Here is a 16,689-nt window from a genome sequence, read left to right as displayed (position 1 = left end):
GAATCGTTATAGGTATAAAAGATGCGGCAGTTTACCTGATGCATCGTCCCCTGCCCACGCGTTGGTCTTTTTTGGCTGATTAGCCTTTAGTTGCGGCGGTCGACGATATACCGGGCCAGATCGCGCAACGGCTCGGCAGCCGCGTCAAACGGTCGCAGCGCATGCAGGGCCTGATCGCGCAGTTCCAGGGCGTAAGCCTTGGCCGCGTCGAGACCGAGCAGGGCCGGGTAGGTCGGCTTGTCGCGGGCAATGTCCGCGCCCTGGCGTTTGCCAAGGGTTTCGGTATCGCTTTCGACGTCGAGGATGTCGTCCTGCACCTGGAACGCCAGGCCGATGGCCTGTGCATAACTTTGCAGGGCCTTGAGTTCATCCTTCTCGGCGCGGCCGCTGGCCAGGGCGCCGAGCTTGACGCTGACCTCGATCAGGGCGCCGGTCTTGTGCCGGTGCATCTGTTCCAGGGCTTTCTGATCAAGCTTCAGACCAACCGAGCCGAGGTCGATGGCCTGGCCGCCGACCATGCCGGCCGGGCCTGCCGCGTGCGCCAGCGCTGTGACCTGTTGCAGGCGGATATCCGCGCTCAGGTCGCTCAGGCGCGGGTCGAGCAGGGCACTGAACGCCAGGCTTTGCAAACCGTCGCCGGCGAGGATCGCGCAGGCTTCATCGAATTTCTTGTGAGTGGTCGGCTGGCCGCGACGCAGATCGTCGTCGTCCATCGCCGGCAAATCGTCGTGTACCAGCGAGTAGGCGTGGATCAGTTCAACCGCGCAGGCTGCACCGTTGGCCTGCTCGGCCTTGCCGCCGAGGGCTTCGCACGCGGCGTAAGCCAGCAGCGGACGCACGCGTTTGCCGCCGTTCATCACGCTGTAGCGCATCGCTTCGTAAAGCCGCGCCAGTTCCGGCAGCGGTGCGTTGAACAGGGTTTCCAGTGCCGCATTGACCCGCGCCTGGCTGGTCGCCGAATACGCCGCGATCATTCTGGCTGATCCGCGTCGAAGGGTTCCTCGGCCAGCTCGCCATCGCGCTCCAGCAACACCTGGACCTTCTGCTCGGCCTGGGCCAGCGCTGCCTGGCAGTCACGGGTCAGACCGATGCCCTGCTCGAAAGCGGTCAGCGAGTCTTCCAGCGACAATTCACCGTTCTCCAGACGCTCGACCAGCGTTTGCAGGTCGGCGAGGGACTGTTCGAAATCCAGTGCAGCTTTTTTGCGGGCCATGGCGGCTAATTCCGGTTGACGTTAAACCGGCGCGACACTAGCAGATAGGGGGTTTATGGGCAAATGAGCGGGCCGACGGACAAGGGTGTCAGTCGGTCGATTCGTCCGGATATTGAATCTGATAACGAGTGCTCCGCCCGCCGCCCGGAAGACGTTGCAGGCAGCCTTTTTCCAGCAGTTCCGCCAGATGTCGGGTCGCTGTGGCTTTGGAAACTTTGGCCACACTTTGGTATTGCGCCGCACTGATACCGTGCTCGAAACCGCGTTCACCGCCATCGAGCAAGCGATTGAGCACTTTGATCTGCTCCGCCGACAGCCCGGATTCACGGTGCGCCTGCCAGAAGCGTGATTTTCCCAACACACTTTCAATCCGCGCGATGGCCTGTTGCAGACTGCGCAGCAAGGTTTGCAGGAACCATGTGAGCCAGTCGGTAATGTCCAGCGTGGCTTTCTGGCTCGATTCGAGAATCCGGTAATAGCCGGCGCGATCTTCGAGAATGCTGGCGGACATCGCATAAAAACGAATCGCCTGCGCTTCTCCCTGAGCCAGTGCCAGATCGGTAAGGGTGCGAGTCAGGCGTCCATTGCCGTCGTCGAACGGATGCAAGGTGACGAACCAGAAATGTGCGATGCCGGCTCGCAGCAAAGGATCGAGGCCTGCCTGATGCCGACTGGCGTCGAACCACTTGAGAAAACTGTCGATTTGCCGCTCAAGACCTTGTCGCGGTGGCGCCTCGAAGTGCACGGTCGGACGGTCGATTCGCCCTGAAACCACCTGCATCGGCTCATCGCCGCGTAATGCGCCGACATTGATTGCACGCGAAAGGAAACCAATCTCCTGTTCTGGAAACAGCCATGAATGCCATTCCAGCAATCGTTCCAGCGTCAGCGGTTCGGCAAAGCGTTGAGTGGCGTCGAGCATCAGTTGCGCGAGCCCTTCGCTGCGCTTGCTGACGTTGTCGCCATCAGGCGATTCCAGCCCCAGGCGCCGTGCCAGTGAAGAACGCACGGATTCAACATTCAACTGTTCCCCCTCGATGGCCGAGGAGGTCACGATGTTTAGCAGCAACGCGTCCAGCTCAGTCTGAGCGCTCAGTGAATTGCCCACTGATCCTGCCATGCCCATCAATTGTCCCTGCGCCTGAACGCATTCGCGCAACAGCGCAGTGAGACGCTCTGCCTGCCAGTTGAAGTCGGGCCAATCGGGCTGCTGCCAGATCCAGTGAGTTGCCATGAAATGCCATTCCTGAGTGCGTGAGCCGAATAGAAACGCTATTCGGCTCATTTGGTGAGCCGAATATGACGCCTAATCGGCTCATCGTCCACCCGAGGGCGTGATTCCCACCGCATTTCAAGATGTATCCGATTGTTAAAAAACTGCCGAATCGCTAACCTTCGCGCCTTCTACGACCCGACAGTCACGGGTCTTTCAGACGAAACGCAGTTTTCACCGCTGTGAAGTACCGAGGATCGGGTGCAAGGTTTCGTTCAGGCATGGCAGGAGGCATTACATGCGTTCATTTCTTTTGCTGCTGATCGGCCTGGCCTGTGTGCCGGCGCTGTCGGCCGCGCCGACTGCCGAAATGTCGGAGCCGGTGGGCGGCTGGCGCTACAACGGTTTGCTTGATCGCAGTGAAAACTCGCAAGTCGCCTATCCCACGCCGCCAATCGATCGCGGCATCCAGCGCAACCGCACGATGATCCAGGGCCAGCTCAAGGCCATCGGCAATCAGCGCGGGCCGCACACCCTGGCGGTCAACGGCAATCCGCTGAACCTGTACACCGACGACGATGGGCGTTTCGCCCGGCCCTATGCCTTCGGCGCGGGCTCAAACAGCGTCGAAGTGCGCAGTGCCGAAGGCCAGTCGCTCAAGCGCGTGCAGTTCTACGAAGCGAACAACCTGCGCACACCGGCGCGAATTCGCGTGGTGCTGGGCTGGGACGATCCCAAGGCCGAACTTGACCTGCATATCATTACCCCGGACGGCCAGCATGCGTTTTTCGCCCACACGGCGTTGACCAACGGCGGCGGTCTGGACCCGGACGGCGTCGACGGCCCCGGCCCGGAAATGTTCACCATGACCGCACCGCTGCATGGCACCTATCTGGTTTACGTCAACTATTGGGGCAACTTCGGCGACGGCGGCTATAACTTCGAGGAGGCCAGCAACCAGAACGAGGTCATCACCTCGCAGATCACGCTGGTGCTCAACGAAAACACCGTCGACGAAAAACGCGAAACGTTCATCGTGCCCCTGCGGGCCATCGGTGATCTGCTGCTGGTCAATACTTTCAACTATTAAGCATCCCGCACCACGGATGAACTGCCGAGCTTTGGGAACATGAGCGAGAAGATGAGCGAAAACACTGAGACCCCGGCGACCGCCGCACCCACTGCCAAACCTTCCCGGCGCTGGCCGTTGCTGGTGGCCGGGCTGTGCCTGGTGGCCGGCGTGGCGGGCGGGCTCGGCTGGTTGATGCACAAGCCCAAGGTGCCGGCGGCGGCACTGGCCAGCGACAAGCTCGGGCTGAGCCGTCCGGATGCGCTGCTGGAAACCCGCTCCCTGAGCCAGTTGCCCAAGGACCTGCTGACGGTGCCGTTCCTCAAGGCCACGCTCACCGAGGATTTCGTCTTCTATTACGAAACCCACGCCGACCGCCTTGGGTTGATCGGCAGCCTACGACGGATCATCTACGAGCATGACCTGAAACTGCAGGACAGCCTGATCGAGCAACTCTTCGATCAACCGGCAGACGTGGCGCTGTGGCGCGGCGCCGATGGTCGTCTGAAGGATTTCCTGCTGGTGATGGATCGCGGCGGCTTGGCCAAACTGCTGGAGCCGCTGGCGAAGGTCGCGCTGGATGACTCGCAATTGAGCGTTTTCAGCACCCTGAAAGTCGGCGGTGAGGACGTGCCGCTGTATCAACTGACCTACAACGCCAGCAAATCCCTGTTGTTCGCTTCCCGTGGCGACAAGCTGGTGGTGCTGTCGAATCCGGCCAAGTTCTACGACCCGGAAAGTGGCGCTTCCGAAGAGTCTGGCCATGTCTCGCCGCAGGCTTTGGCGGCGCTGCTCAATGGCGAAAAACTGTTCCCTGAAGCGTTCGGCCTGCCGGCCAAGACGCCTGAAACCAAGCAGCGTCTGTCGGTCAATTCCAGCGTCCTGGCCATGGGTTATCAGCGCTTCATCCCGAATTTCGCCGGGCTGCGATTCGACATGGACGACAAGGGCTGGCACAGCTATCTCGCCATGGATGAGTTGGACAATCAGCCTGACTTCGATTTCAAACCGGTCTGGCAAGCCATGCCGCTGGGTGCCAGCGCCTGCGTGACCTTGCCGGTGGCCGCCGAGCCGCAGAAACCGTTGCTGGTGAAACTCGGCGCCGAAGAAGCGGTGGCGCAGAAACTCACCGAGCACGTGGCCGGTGCGGCAGGCCTGTGCTGGTACGCCGATTCGCGGCTGTACACGCCGTTGCTGGTGGCCAGTCTGAAGGACGAGGACAGCGGCAAGCTCGACGCTGATATCGGCACGTTGTTCGATTCGATGGTCGGCGCCTACGAAAGCAAGGTCGACGACCACGCGTTCCCGGTGGTGGAAAAACAGGAAGGCCAGAGCCACCTCTGGCAGCGTCAGGTCAGCTCCAACTTCGGCCCGTACGCGGCCAAGGATGCCGAGAACCCGGACGCGATCACCGGCCGTGCCTTCATGAAAGTCAGCCTCGCGCGTCACGGCTCGACGCTGCTGTTTTCCCTCGACGACAAATTGGTCGACAAGGCCCTCGGCACCCTCGACAAGCGCTTCCCGCCTATGGCCGACGTGCTGCCGAAAGACGTGCTGATGCCGATCTACTTCGGCCCGGATTCCATGGCGCAGCTGATGCAGCAGGAAACCCTCGACAGCCTGCCGCAGGACATGGAGCCGGTGTTCTACAACGCCGCGCAAACCTACTTGATCCCGAAACTGCGCACCCTCGGCGGCATGGGCAAATACGCCCTGACCTTGCCGGAAGGCAGTGAGCCCGACGGCCACTGGCAATGGCTGCCGCTGGAGTGGAAAGCGCTGTGACGGCATTGATCCGCAGCCTCGGCGTGCTCGCGCTGTTACTGAGCGTGGGTGCCCGAGCGGTCGAAGCGCCGGCGCTCGATCCTGCGCAGTCCCAGGTCTTTCGCGCCTGGTTCGTGCGCATCGCTCAGGAGCAGTTGAGCAAAGGCCCGAGCCCGCGCTGGTACCAGCAGGACTGCGCCGGGCTGGTGCGGTTTGCCGCCAACGAAGCGCTGAAAGTCCATGATGACAAATGGCTGCGCAGCAATGGCGTGTCCAACCGCTACCTGCCGCCGGAGCTGGCGTTGAGCGACGAGCAGCGCAAGTTCGCCCAGCAATGGCAGCAGGGCGGCGGCAAGGTCGGGCCCTACGTCAACGCGATCAAACTGATTCAGTTCAACAGCCATCTGATCGGCCGCGACGTGTCCCAGGCACGGCCCGGCGATCTGATGTTTTTCGATCAGGGCGATGACCAGCACCTGATGATCTGGATGGGCCGCTACATCGCCTATCACACCGGCACGACCACCCCAACCGACAACGGCATGCGTTCGGCAAGCCTGCAGCAACTCATGACATGGAAGGACACCCGATGGATACCCGACGCAGCCAACCCCAACTTCATCGGCGTCTATCGACTGAACTTTCTCTCCCAATGACCGGTGCCCGCATGCTGCGTTTACTGCCTTTTCTGTTGCTCTTGACCCTGCCGTTTTCGGCGGTGAATGCCGAAGACTCCGTCGAGCCAAGCGGCTACACGCCGGTGTCCGGTGAAAGTTTTTTCCTGCTGGCCGACAGCAGTTTCGCCAGCGACGAGCAGGCGGTGGTGCGCCTCGAAGCACCGGGTCGTGACTATCGCCGTTTCCGCATGGAACCGTACGGCGGCGCCGACATCCGCGTGTACAAGATCGACAAGCCGCTGGACTTCCTCAAGCGCCAGAAGAACCTGCACCGCGTGGTCAGCGACGGCCAGTTCAAGGGTGAAGGCCTGTCGAACACCCTCGCGTACCTGTGGGACAACTGGTACCGCAAATCCCGTCGGGTGATGCAGCGTGCGTTCTCCTACGAGTCGCGCCAGCAAGTCACCGAGGAAGTGCCGGAACTGAAGATGGGCAATGCCATCGCCGCGCCCACACCTTATGACGCGCAGCCGCAGTTCGCGCTGATTCCGGGTCTGCCGGTGGTCAGCCAGTTCCGTTATCCGCTGTGGCAGGCCAAACCGATCCAGCCGCCGACCGGGGTCAATCTGGCCGGGTCTTCCAGCGAGTTCGTCAGCGTTGCGCCGGGTAACGTGTACATCCCGCTGGGCAATCTGAAACCGGGCCTGTATCTGGTCGAAGCGCTGATCGGCAAGTACCGCGCGACCACCATGGTGTTCGTCTCCAACACCGTGGCGGTGAGCAAGATTGCCGGTGATGAATTGCTGGTGTGGGCCGCGCGCAAACACGAAGGCAGCTCGGTGCCGAAGGTCAATGTGCTGTGGACCGACGGCCTCGGCGTGATGAGCAGCGGCGCCACCGACACCGATGGTCTGCTGCGCCTGAAACACGTCAGCCCGGAGCGTTCGTTCGTCATCGGCGAGGACGAAGAGGGCGGCGTATTCGTTTCGGAAAACTTCTATTACGACAGCGAAATCTACGACACCAAACTCTACGCCTTCACCGACCGGCCGCTTTATCGCCCGGGCGATTGGGTGTCGCTGAAAATCGTTGGTCGTGAATTCAAGAACGCGCGGGATTCGGTATTGCCGGGCGCGGCGGACGTCAATGTCAGCGTGCTCGATGCGACTGGTACCGAGTTGCAACGCCTCGACCTGAAGCTCGATTCGAAGGCCGGCACCCAGGGCCGTTTCCAGCTGCCGGACAATGCGGTGGCCGGTGGTTACGAGCTGCGTTTCAACTACAAGGATCAGGCCTACAGCAGCGCTTTCCGGGTGGCGGAGTACATCAAGCCGCACTTCGAAATCTCGCTGAACCTGGCCAAGCAGGATTACCGCACTGGCGATCCGGTGAAGGGCAGCCTGGTGCTGCTGTACCCGGACGGCAAGCCGGTGGCCAACGCCAAACTCACCCTGAGCCTGCGCGCCCAGCAATTGTCGATGGTCGACAACGAGCTGCAATACCTCGGGCAATTCCCGGTGGAACTGACCAGCACTGAACTGACCACTGACAGCAAGGGCAATGCAGCCCTCGACCTGCCGGCCGCCGACAAACCGAGCCGCTACATGCTCACCGTGTTTGCCAGCGATGGCGCGGCGTATCGGGTCAAGACCACCAAGGAAATCCTCATCGACCGCGGCGCGGCAAGCTTTCGCCTGACTGCGCCGCAGCGTTTCAGCGCAGTCGGTGACAAGGTCGCGTTCAGCTACGCCAACGAGGGCGGCAGCGAACAGGCGCAGGCCGTGGTGCCGAGCAGCTACGGCTGGGTGCGTCTGGAAGACCAGACCACCGGCGAAGGCAAACTGGCGGCGAAAGACAAAGGTTTCAGCGTGACGTTCGATCGTCCGGGGACCTACAACCTGTCGCTGAAGGATCAGTTTGGCCGGGTGCTTGGTGGCACCGGTCATTCGGTCACCGGCGATGGCGTCAAGGCTGTGCCGGGTACCGTGGAAATCGTCCTCGACAAACCGGAGTACAAGGCCGGCGACGAAGCTCTGGCGCTGATCACTTTCCCCGAACCAGTCAGCGATGCGTTGCTGTCGTTGGAGCGCGACAAGGTCGAAGCCACCGCGCTGCTGGCCAAGGGCGGCGACTGGCTGAAACTGGAAAAACTCAGCGACACCCAATACCGCGCACGCATTCCGGTGAAGGACAATTTCGCGCCGAACCTGACGTTCTCGGTGCTGTACACCAAGGGTGGTCAGTACAGCTTCCAGAACGCCGGGATCAAGGTCGTCGCGCCGCAGATCGACGTGGCGATCAAGACCGACAAAGAGACTTATCAGCCGGGCGATACCGTGACGGTCGACCTGACCACGCAGTTCGCCGGCAAGGCAGTGCCGGCGCACCTGACGGTCAGCGTGGTCGACGAAATGGTCTACGCGCTGCAACCGGAAGTCGCGCCGACCATCGACCAGTTCTTCTATCACCCGCGCCGCAACAACGTGCGCACCAGCGCCAGCCTGTCGTTCATCAGCTATGACGTGGCATTGCCGGGCAGCCCTGGCGCGCCGGGCAAGGCCAATCGCAGCGAGCGAGGGGTGAAAGTGCTGGAACGGCCGCGTCGCGAAGACGTCGACACCGCCGCGTGGCAGCCGGAACTGCTGACTGACGCCGACGGCAAGACCCGTTTCACCTTCAAGATGCCGGACTCGCTGACCCGCTGGCGCATCACCGCGCGGGCGATTGCCGATGACGGTCAGGTCGGGCAGAAGAAGCAGTTCGTGCGCTCGGAAAAACCGCTGTACCTGAAGTGGAGCGGGCCGAGCAAATTCCGCAAGGGCGATCAGCCGCAGCTCGGCGTGTTCGCCTTCAGTCAGGCCGAAAAACCGGTCAAGGCTGAGCTGGTGACGCACTACGCCGGTGCCGAACAGCGCCTGCCGGTGACGCTCAATAACGGCATCAACTACCTGCCGCTACCGGCCTTCGCATTGACCACCGGCGAATGGACCGCCGAGCTGGTGCAGGACGGCAAAACCGCCGATGCCTTGGCTGTGCGTCTGATCGCCACCGGCGAAGGCTGGCAAGTGACGCAGACCCAGAGCCTCGACGTGGCCAGCGGCGAAACGCCGTTGAGTCTGCCGGCGGACGCCACCGATATTCGCCTGCGTCTGGATGACAGCCCGCAAGCGCTGTTCCGCTCGGCCCTCGACGATCTGCTCAGCTATCCGTATGGGGGCGTCGAACAAACCGCCAGCCGCTTGCTGCCGCTGAGCATCGCTTATCCGTCGCTGGCGTCGAGCCCGCAGATCCGCGACCGCTTGCGCCTGATCATGCAGAACAGCCGTCTGCGGCTGGTGCAAATGGCCGGGCCGTCGGCGAGCTTTACCTGGTGGGGTTTCGACGGTGAGCCGGATGCGTTCCTCACCGCTTACGCCTATTACGCCGACTGGAACGCCAGCCAGGTGCTGGAGCTGACCCTGCCGCCGGAACACTGGCAACGGGTACTGGAGGTCTACGCCAAGCAGGCGCCGAATACGCCATTGCTGCAACGGGCGCTGATCCTGTCGTTCGCCAAACAGATGCATCTGCCGGTCAACACGCTGCTCAGCGGCTTGATGGACGATCTGGCCAAGGCCGGTGAGGGTAATGCCGCGAACCTGATGGACGACGGTGAAGACAGTCTGGTGATGAGCGATCCGGATTCGGCGCTCGGTCTGGCGGCGGCGCGGATCTTGACCGCATCGCTGGCGACCCAGTCGAAAGTCGCTTTGCCGGATGCGTTCAATCGTCAGTTGGGCGCTGCGCAACAGCGCTTGTCGGTCAGTTCGCAGCCGTTTATCGAAGCGCTGAACCTGTCGCTGCAACCGTTCGATCAGGCTCGTGCGAACGCGCTGCTGCAACGCCTGTTGCCGCAGCAATCGACCCTCGAACGTGCGCTGGCGCTGACCTGGCTGCAACGCAGCATCGCTCAGGCATCGCCGACCATCGCGCTGGCACCGGGCGAAGGCTGGAAGAAAAACTACGGTGCGACCGGCGAGATGTACTGGACGTGGCAGGGTACGGCGCCGGTGCCGAGCGTGTTGTCGGTGTCGGGCACTCAGGAGCGTCCGTTGCGTGCTGCGCTGAGCTTCCAGACCCAGCAACCGGCGGTTGATCCGATGGCGGTGACTATCACCCGTCGCCTGTCGCGTCTGGTACCGGGTGATGAAGCCTTCACCTTCAAACTGGAGCCGGTCGGCACTAAACCGCTGTCCAGCGACAGCCTGTACCTGGACGAAGTGATCCTCACCAGCAAGGCACCGAAACCGCTGCGCTACGGCATGCTCGAAGTGCCGCTGCCGCCGGGTGCGGATGTCGAGCGCACCACGTGGGGCATCAAGTTGCAGGGCAAGGACGGCACCGAGCCGACTGCGCTGGAGAAAGCGCGTTTCGAACCGGGCCAACTGGCCTACGCGGTGCCGGTGGATGCGCTGAGCGGTGAATTGCGTCTGCGGCATCTGGTGCGGTTCTCGCAGAAGGGCCAGTTCAACCTGCCACCGGTGCGTTTCACTCAGGTCTACGCACCGCAGCATCAGGCCCAGGAAGCGAAAGCCGCCCTCGGTCAGGTCACGGTCAACTGACATGAACCGGCCGCTGCTGTGGCTGCTGCTGTGTCTGATTCCTGCGCTGGCGACGGCGCAGGATGAGCCGTTGCGCGTGGCCTACAAGGGCGAGTTGTTGTCGCTGAACACCGCGCAACTGACCGCTCGCGAGCCGCTGCCGTCGTCGCTGGATACGCCGCTGGGCAGTCTGTGGAAGGTGTTCGTCTACGCCTGGTTGGTGGATACCGGCGCACGGGAACCGGCCTATGAATGTCGCGGGCAATCGAAGGAAGAGGTTTATTGCTGCACCGCGGGCGGCAAGATCGAGCGTGATCAGGCGCTGGTGAAATCCTGCGGGCTGTATTTCGAGCCGGCCCGGTTGGGCATAACCGCTGGCGACTGGAAATCCTATTGGCAGGCGCGACAGGCGCCGTCGTGGTTGCTGGACCTGCCATCGGTGCAGCCGGCTACCCGGGTGTCCGTGGCGGACTTGTTGAAGGTTTTATCCTGGTTGCCGGCTCAGGATCAACTGCGCCGGGTGCTGCTCGACGTGGTGCTGAACGCGGCGGACGGCAATGTCGTCGGTGAACTCGGCGGACGCTTGCGGGTGAAAACCTGGAGCTGGCTCGGCGATCAGGATCCGCAATCACGCCAGGGCGGTTTTGCTGGCTGGACGGCGGACGGTTCGCCGATCTGGGCCGGCGGCCGGGGTACCAGTCAGATGGTTCTGCGGCATTACGGTTCGGCGTTGGCGACGGTGTTGCCTGCTTCCTGGCCGGCAGAGGCTGGGCGATGCGTTGAGGTCGGGCTGTTCTCGCGTTATCCGGTTTCGCGGGTGTTGTCGGGTGAGCGCGTCGCAGGCTCCGGGCCGTTGCAGGGTGATTACCGCGTCGAATTCGCCAACGGCAATGCGCTGGATATCCACAGCGACGGCGAATTGTTTCTGCTCAACGACAAGCTTGTGGCGCGGCTGGATCGTGAAGAGTACGTCGCTCGGGTTCTTGAGCGTGAAGCCAAACCGGAACCTGCCGAAGCGGCTAAGGCATTGGCCGTGGCGATCCGTACGTATCTACTGCAAAACGCCACGCGCAATGGCGAATGTCTGAGCATCGATGACAGCAGCACCCGCCAACGGGTCGCCCCGCGTCCTGCTTCCGTCGAATCGCGCAACGTCGCCGCGTGGACGGCGGATCTTGTGTTGGCCGGGAGCAACGTCACCTATCACTCCGATCAACCCGGCCCGGACAAACTGGCCTGGCAACAAGCGGTCGAACAAGCCAATGCCGGCCAGCGTTACGACGCGATCCTGCTGCACGCCTATCCGCGTGCCAGCCTCAGTCGCTGGGACAACCCGGTGGCGTCCTGCGAAGCGCTGCCCGCCGCGCAGGACTGGCTGCAGAAGCAGCGGCGTGGCTGGCGTCCGAGGCTGGAAAGCGAAACCGGCTACAACGAAGTCAGCACATTCGCCGTCTGCAAACTCGCCTTCGGCCGGCCCTTCGTCGACCGCGAACGCCAGCGCATCTACGTGCGTGGCGTGCTGTCGTTACAGGATCGCCTCGACCTGACTCACGAATACCTGCACCTGGCCTTTGAAGCACACCCCAACGGCCAGGATGAAACCTATATCGAAGGGCTCGCCCGTCACCTTTTGCTGGAATAGACCATGACACTCCGTTATCCACAGGTCTTGCTGTTGCTCTGCGCCCTCAATGCATGGCCGATGGCGATGGCCGCCGACAGCGTCAAACTCGACACCCCGGTCGGCGGCTGGCGCAGCGGCGCGCCCGAGGGCGAAGGCGAAAGCTTCCGCCAGACCGTCAACTACCCGGCCTCTTCGGTGAACACCCCGGTCGGCCAGGCCAATACCGCACGCATCAGCGGTGAAATCAAGGCCACGCCGAAAAGCAAAGAACCCGGCCGGCTGATCGTCAACGGCGTCAGCATGCCGCTGAAAATCGACGACAGCGGCCGCTTCGACCGCCCGTTCTCCTTCCCCAAAGGCAGCAACAGCGTTGAAGTCCGCAGCCCCGACGGCCAGCAACGCCACCGCACCCAGTTCCTCAACGCCAACGGCGGCGCCACCCCGGCCAAACTGCGCGTGCTGCTGTCCTGGGACAGCGACGGCACCGACCTCGACCTGCACTTGATCACACCTGACGGCGCGCACATCTGGTACGGCGACCGCGTCGCTCCCAACGGCGCGGCTTTGGATGTCGACGTGACCACCGGTTACGGCCCGGAAATCTTCGCCATGCCGGCGCCGATCAAAGGGCAGTACCTGGTGTATGTGAATTATTTTGGTGGTGGTTATCGTGGGGATGATGAAGGTGGGGAAGAGGCGGTGCAGCCGTTGACTACCGCGCAGGTGACGGTGATTACCGAGGAGGGGACGCCTAGCGAGAAGATGGAGACGTTCGTGGTGCCGATGCGGGCGGTGGGGGAGTTGACGTTGGTGAAGGCGTTTAGTTATCCGTGAGGAGATTGTGCAACGGGCTGTTGCACAATTGAATTGGGCAGCAGCCTGTTGCCCGATTGCGGGATCACTTCTCGCGAAACTACGGCTTGACTGGATTCGACGTTACAAGTCATCCAGTCTTATCTTGACTCGCTGAGGAGCGACAAGACGTTCGTCGACTGCGGCGATAAGCGCCACATCCTCCTTGCAGCGTAACTCGGCTTTGACCAGTAACTGATCCCGATCAGAGAGTTGCGGCTTCTGACCGTCATCATTATGGATTTTTGAGGAGTCCATGATGGAGCACCGTAATGAGTTTTGCCGTTACGGTAACAAGGAAGATATTGGGACGGTAGATTTGGTTTTCTTGCAGGCATTAAAAAGCCGGCTTGTGGCCGGCTTCTCGGGGACTGGCTTGGTTTATTTTTGGTAAACCGCGCCAGCCTTCAAAACGTACACCCGGATCTTGCGTCCGGCTGTGGGACTTGGTCAGACAGTGGTCTGCTGCGTCAGGCGTCATCTGGGCCGCTTGGCGGGTCGATGCGCGAATGTGGGGCGCAGGATACTGAGTTTTGCTTCTGATTCCCAGCTTGAAGTGCGGTTTAGAGCGATCAAACTGGAGAAAATCCAGGATTTGTACCGACTTTCAGGGCCTCATCGCCAGCAGGCTGGCTCCCACCACACCGGGTGACTCAGAGAAACGGCACCACCGGCCGCCGCTTGCCCAGTGTCGACCACCAGAACACCCACCCCAGCACATGAATCCTTTGCTCCTCGATCTGCGCGGCGCGGAAGATTTCGTCCGGGTATTCGGCGCTGTTGTGGCTGCGCAGGCGCAGGGCGTTGCCGGGCATGCGGTGCAGGTATTTGATGCGCAGCATGCCGTCATGTTCGATGGCGTAGATTTCCCCGTCCACCACCTGGGTGAGGCCGCGGTCGATGGCGAGGGTGGAGCCGTCTTCGATTTTCTCGGCCATGCTGTTGCCGATCATGTGGGTGCAGATGGCGTCGGTGTGGCGGATTTCCAGGGCCTCGAGGTGGCTGCGGGGCAGGCGGATGGTTTGCTCCGGGTCCTTGATGACATGGGTCTTGTCGGAGCCAGGGGCCGTCGGGGCTTCCTTGTAGAGCGGCAGTTCGATGTCGCTGGATTCGAGCACCGTATAGACGCCCTGAATCGCCTGTGCATCCAGTGTGTCGCCGGCGGTGTACAGGTGCGGTGCTTCCTTCGGACCTTCGCCGGTCTTCAGCCACTGGCTGTTGACGGACAGCAGGCGTGCGACTTCTTCCATGCGGTACGCGGGTACGCCCCGGGTGTACCAGTTATGAACGTTTTGGGCTTCCGTGCCCCAGAACTTTGCGAATCCCGTGGTGGTGATGTTCGCAGCTTCCAGGAGTGCCTTGAATCTTGGACCGCTAGTGTTCTTTCTCATAAACACGAGTCTACGGCCGGCCTAGAGCGGTTTGAATAAACCTTGCGTTCAAAATCGAGGCAAATTTTGCGACGGGATGTAAGACGTACTTGTGGGAAATTACACACAGCAAAACTTTTCTGTAGGTCGCTATAAACAAGCCGTTTAAACACCTTTCGACCAGGCATAAAAAACCCCGGATCAACCGGGGTTTTCTTCAAGCGTGTCGCAGGTCGCGAGGCTTAGCCTTTGTAGGCAGCAACCGACTTGGTGATAGCGGCGCGGGCAGCGTCAGCGCCGTCCCAGCCTTCGATTTTCACCCATTTGCCTTTTTCGAGATCTTTGTAGTTCGCGAAGAAGTGCTCGATCTGCTGGATCAGCAGAGCTGGCAGGTCGGTGTATTCCTTCACGTCCACGTACAGCTGGGACAGCTTGTCGTGTGGGACTGCGATGACTTTGGCATCGCCGCCGCCGTCGTCGGTCATGTTCAGGATGCCGACCGGACGCGCGCGGATCACCGAACCTGGAGCAACCGGGTAAGGGGTTACGACCAGCACGTCCAGGGGATCACCGTCGTCAGCCAGGGTGTTCGGGATGTAACCGTAGTTGGCCGGGTAGAACATCGGGGTGGCCATGAAACGGTCAACGAACAGGCAATCGCTGTCTTTGTCGATTTCGTATTTGATCGGCGCGTGGTTGGCCGGGATCTCGATCGCGACGTAGATGTCGTTCGGCAGGTCTTTGCCAGCCGGAATCTTGCTGTAGCTCATTGGGCGTTGCCCCCGTTAGTAGACCAAAACACTTGGCCGGATTGACCAAAAAGTGGCGGCGATTATAGGCATATTCCACCCGCGATGCCATGCACCGAAGGTCGTCCAGGCCTTACTCGTGTGCCTGATAGACCGGGTCCGTGGCCTGAAGTCGCTTCAGTCGTGCCAGCGGATCCTGTCGGTAGAAAAGCTGCAGCTGCGCATACACCTGTGGATAAGCCTCGTGCAGCAGATCCGGGGCGCTGAAAAAGTACTCGCTGGTGACGGCGAAGAACTCGGCCGGGTTCTCAGCGGCATACGGGTCGATGGCGGTTTCGGCGTCCGGATGGCGGTCGAGCTGGCGGTTGAGGTCGTCATAAGCCTTTTGCATGACCTCGGCCCAGTCGCTGACCCGCATGTCGGCGTGCAGCGGTGGCAGGCCGTTGGCGGTGCCGTTGAGCATGTCGAGTTTGTGCGCCAGCTCGTGGATCACCAGGTTGTAGCCTTCCCAGCCACCACTGGCCATCACTCCGGGCCAGGCAAGAATGACCGGCCCCTGTTGCCAGGCTTCGCCGCTGTGTTCGCCGTCCCACTCATGCTCGACGCCACTGGCATCGCGGTGGCGCTGGGGGCTGAGAAAGTCGTCGGGGTACAGAATGATTTCGTGGAAGCCCTGATACCAGTTCAGATCGCCAAGGTGCAAAAGTGGCAATTGCGCCTGGGCGGCGAGCAGCAGGCGTTGTTCCTGATGCAGTTCGACGCCGGGCAGGGCGGTCAGGTGTTTGTCTTCGAGGAACAGGACGCTGGCTTCGCGCAGCCACTGATCTTCCGTGGCGCTGATGCCGTCGAGGAGGCTCAAGTGGTGACGCACCCGCTGCCACATGTCATCGGCAATCGGGTGCTTCGCCAGAGTGCGCCGGCGTCGCCAGGCGCTCAGTGACCACATCGGTTCAGCGCGATTCGGCTTTGGAACCGGCGCCACCGAGGCGGCTGCGCAGCATGCCGATGATCATCGGCACCAGCGACAGCAGGATGATGCCCACCACCAGCAGCGACAGGTTCTTCTTGATGAACGGTACGTTGCCGAAGAAGTAGCCCAGGGTCACCAGACCACCGACCCACAGGATGGTGCCGAACACGCTGAAGCCGAAGAAACGCGGGTAAGGCATTTTGGCGACACCGGCGACGAACGGCGCAAACGTACGGATGATCGGCAGGAAGCGCGCCAGGGTCACGGTCTTGCCGCCGTGCTTGTCGTAGAAGTCATGGGTCTGTTGCAGATAATCCCGGCGGAAAATCTTCGAGTTCGGATTGCTGAACAGTTTTTCCCCTGCCGTTCGTCCGATCACGTAGTTGGTACTGTCGCCGAGAATCGCCGCCAACATCAGCAGGCCTGCCAGCAGCACCGGGTCCATGCCACCGCCTGCAGCCACTGCGCCGGCTATGAACAGCAGCGAATCACCCGGCAGGAACGGTGTGACCACCAGGCCGGTTTCACAAAAGATAACCAGAAACAGGATGGCGTAGATCCAGGTCCCATAGTTGTTCACCAGCATGTCGAGGTAGACGTCGAGATGCAGAATGATGTCGATCGGGTTGAAATCCATGTGGGCACCTGTGGTGACGGCCCGACTCGGC

At 61.6% G+C, this 16,689-nt stretch carries 13 protein-coding genes; 6 read left to right on the top strand and 7 right to left on the bottom strand.

Annotated features, from left to right (window positions below):
• Window positions 1–86: 86 nt before the first annotated feature.
• From ispA to AC07NR_RS26875, 3 genes are all read right to left on the bottom strand, one after another.
• Window positions 87–974, bottom strand: coding sequence for a (2E,6E)-farnesyl diphosphate synthase (ispA, locus tag AC07NR_RS26885; RefSeq protein ID WP_085712314.1), 888 nt, complete (start codon window positions 972–974; stop codon window positions 87–89).
• Window positions 971–1,213, bottom strand: coding sequence for an exodeoxyribonuclease VII small subunit (locus tag AC07NR_RS26880; protein ID WP_007894317.1), 243 nt, complete (start codon window positions 1,211–1,213; stop codon window positions 971–973). The genes ispA and AC07NR_RS26880 overlap by 4 nt, the downstream gene beginning before the upstream one ends.
• 88 nt (window positions 1,214–1,301) lie before the next feature.
• Window positions 1,302–2,447, bottom strand: a complete 1,146-nt coding sequence (locus tag AC07NR_RS26875) for a Fic family protein (RefSeq protein ID WP_495079838.1) — start codon at window positions 2,445–2,447, stop codon at window positions 1,302–1,304.
• A gap of 277 nt (window positions 2,448–2,724) precedes the next feature.
• On the opposite strand from AC07NR_RS26875, the gene AC07NR_RS26870 reads away from it, so the two are divergent.
• From AC07NR_RS26870 to AC07NR_RS26845, 6 genes are read left to right on the top strand one after another with little or no spacing between them, the layout of a single operon-like run.
• Window positions 2,725–3,516 (top strand): YfaP family protein, encoded by a 792-nt coding sequence (locus AC07NR_RS26870; RefSeq protein WP_495079837.1) that lies wholly within the window; start codon window positions 2,725–2,727, stop codon window positions 3,514–3,516.
• 51 nt (window positions 3,517–3,567) lie between these two features.
• Window positions 3,568–5,280, top strand: a complete 1,713-nt coding sequence (locus tag AC07NR_RS26865) for a DUF2138 domain-containing protein (RefSeq protein ID WP_495079836.1) — start codon at window positions 3,568–3,570, stop codon at window positions 5,278–5,280.
• On the top strand, window positions 5,250–5,915 hold the full coding sequence (locus tag AC07NR_RS26860) for a DUF1175 domain-containing protein (protein ID WP_495079835.1): 666 nt from the start codon (window positions 5,250–5,252) through the stop codon (window positions 5,913–5,915). The genes AC07NR_RS26865 and AC07NR_RS26860 overlap by 31 nt, the downstream gene beginning before the upstream one ends.
• Window positions 5,912–10,477 carry an alpha-2-macroglobulin family protein gene (locus AC07NR_RS26855; protein WP_495079834.1) on the top strand — a complete coding sequence of 1,522 codons (4,566 nt, stop codon included), beginning with the start codon at window positions 5,912–5,914 and terminating at the stop codon, window positions 10,475–10,477. The genes AC07NR_RS26860 and AC07NR_RS26855 overlap by 4 nt, the downstream gene beginning before the upstream one ends.
• Before the next feature lies 1 nt (window position 10,478).
• Window positions 10,479–12,098 (top strand): DUF2300 domain-containing protein, encoded by a 1,620-nt coding sequence (locus AC07NR_RS26850; RefSeq protein WP_495079833.1) that lies wholly within the window; start codon window positions 10,479–10,481, stop codon window positions 12,096–12,098.
• A 3-nt stretch (window positions 12,099–12,101) separates the two neighbouring features.
• The gene (locus AC07NR_RS26845; RefSeq protein WP_495079832.1) at window positions 12,102–12,914 is read left to right on the top strand and encodes a YfaP family protein; all 813 of its coding nucleotides are present in this window, start codon (window positions 12,102–12,104) and stop codon (window positions 12,912–12,914) included.
• A 671-nt stretch (window positions 12,915–13,585) separates the two neighbouring features.
• Here AC07NR_RS26845 and AC07NR_RS26840 read toward each other — a convergent pair.
• From AC07NR_RS26840 to AC07NR_RS26825, 4 genes are all read right to left on the bottom strand, one after another.
• Complete coding sequence (locus AC07NR_RS26840) at window positions 13,586–14,323, bottom strand: S24 family peptidase (protein ID WP_423204379.1); 738 nt, start codon at window positions 14,321–14,323, stop codon at window positions 13,586–13,588.
• 221 nt (window positions 14,324–14,544) lie between these two features.
• Window positions 14,545–15,072, bottom strand: a complete 528-nt coding sequence (ppa, locus tag AC07NR_RS26835) for an inorganic diphosphatase (RefSeq protein WP_007933577.1) — start codon at window positions 15,070–15,072, stop codon at window positions 14,545–14,547.
• Window positions 15,073–15,184: 112 nt separating this feature from the next.
• Window positions 15,185–15,997, bottom strand: coding sequence for a M90 family metallopeptidase (locus AC07NR_RS26830; RefSeq protein ID WP_423204378.1), 813 nt, complete (start codon window positions 15,995–15,997; stop codon window positions 15,185–15,187).
• Between the two features lie 4 nt (window positions 15,998–16,001).
• Window positions 16,002–16,658 carry a DedA family protein gene (locus tag AC07NR_RS26825; protein ID WP_085712304.1) on the bottom strand — a complete coding sequence of 219 codons (657 nt, stop codon included), beginning with the start codon at window positions 16,656–16,658 and terminating at the stop codon, window positions 16,002–16,004.
• Window positions 16,659–16,689: the final 31 nt, after the last annotated feature.

It is taken from the genome of Pseudomonas sp. GW821-FHT09C09, assembly GCF_059418105.1.
The sequence above is the reverse complement of the archived record's forward strand: the minus strand, read 5'-3'. Positions and strand labels throughout refer to the sequence as shown.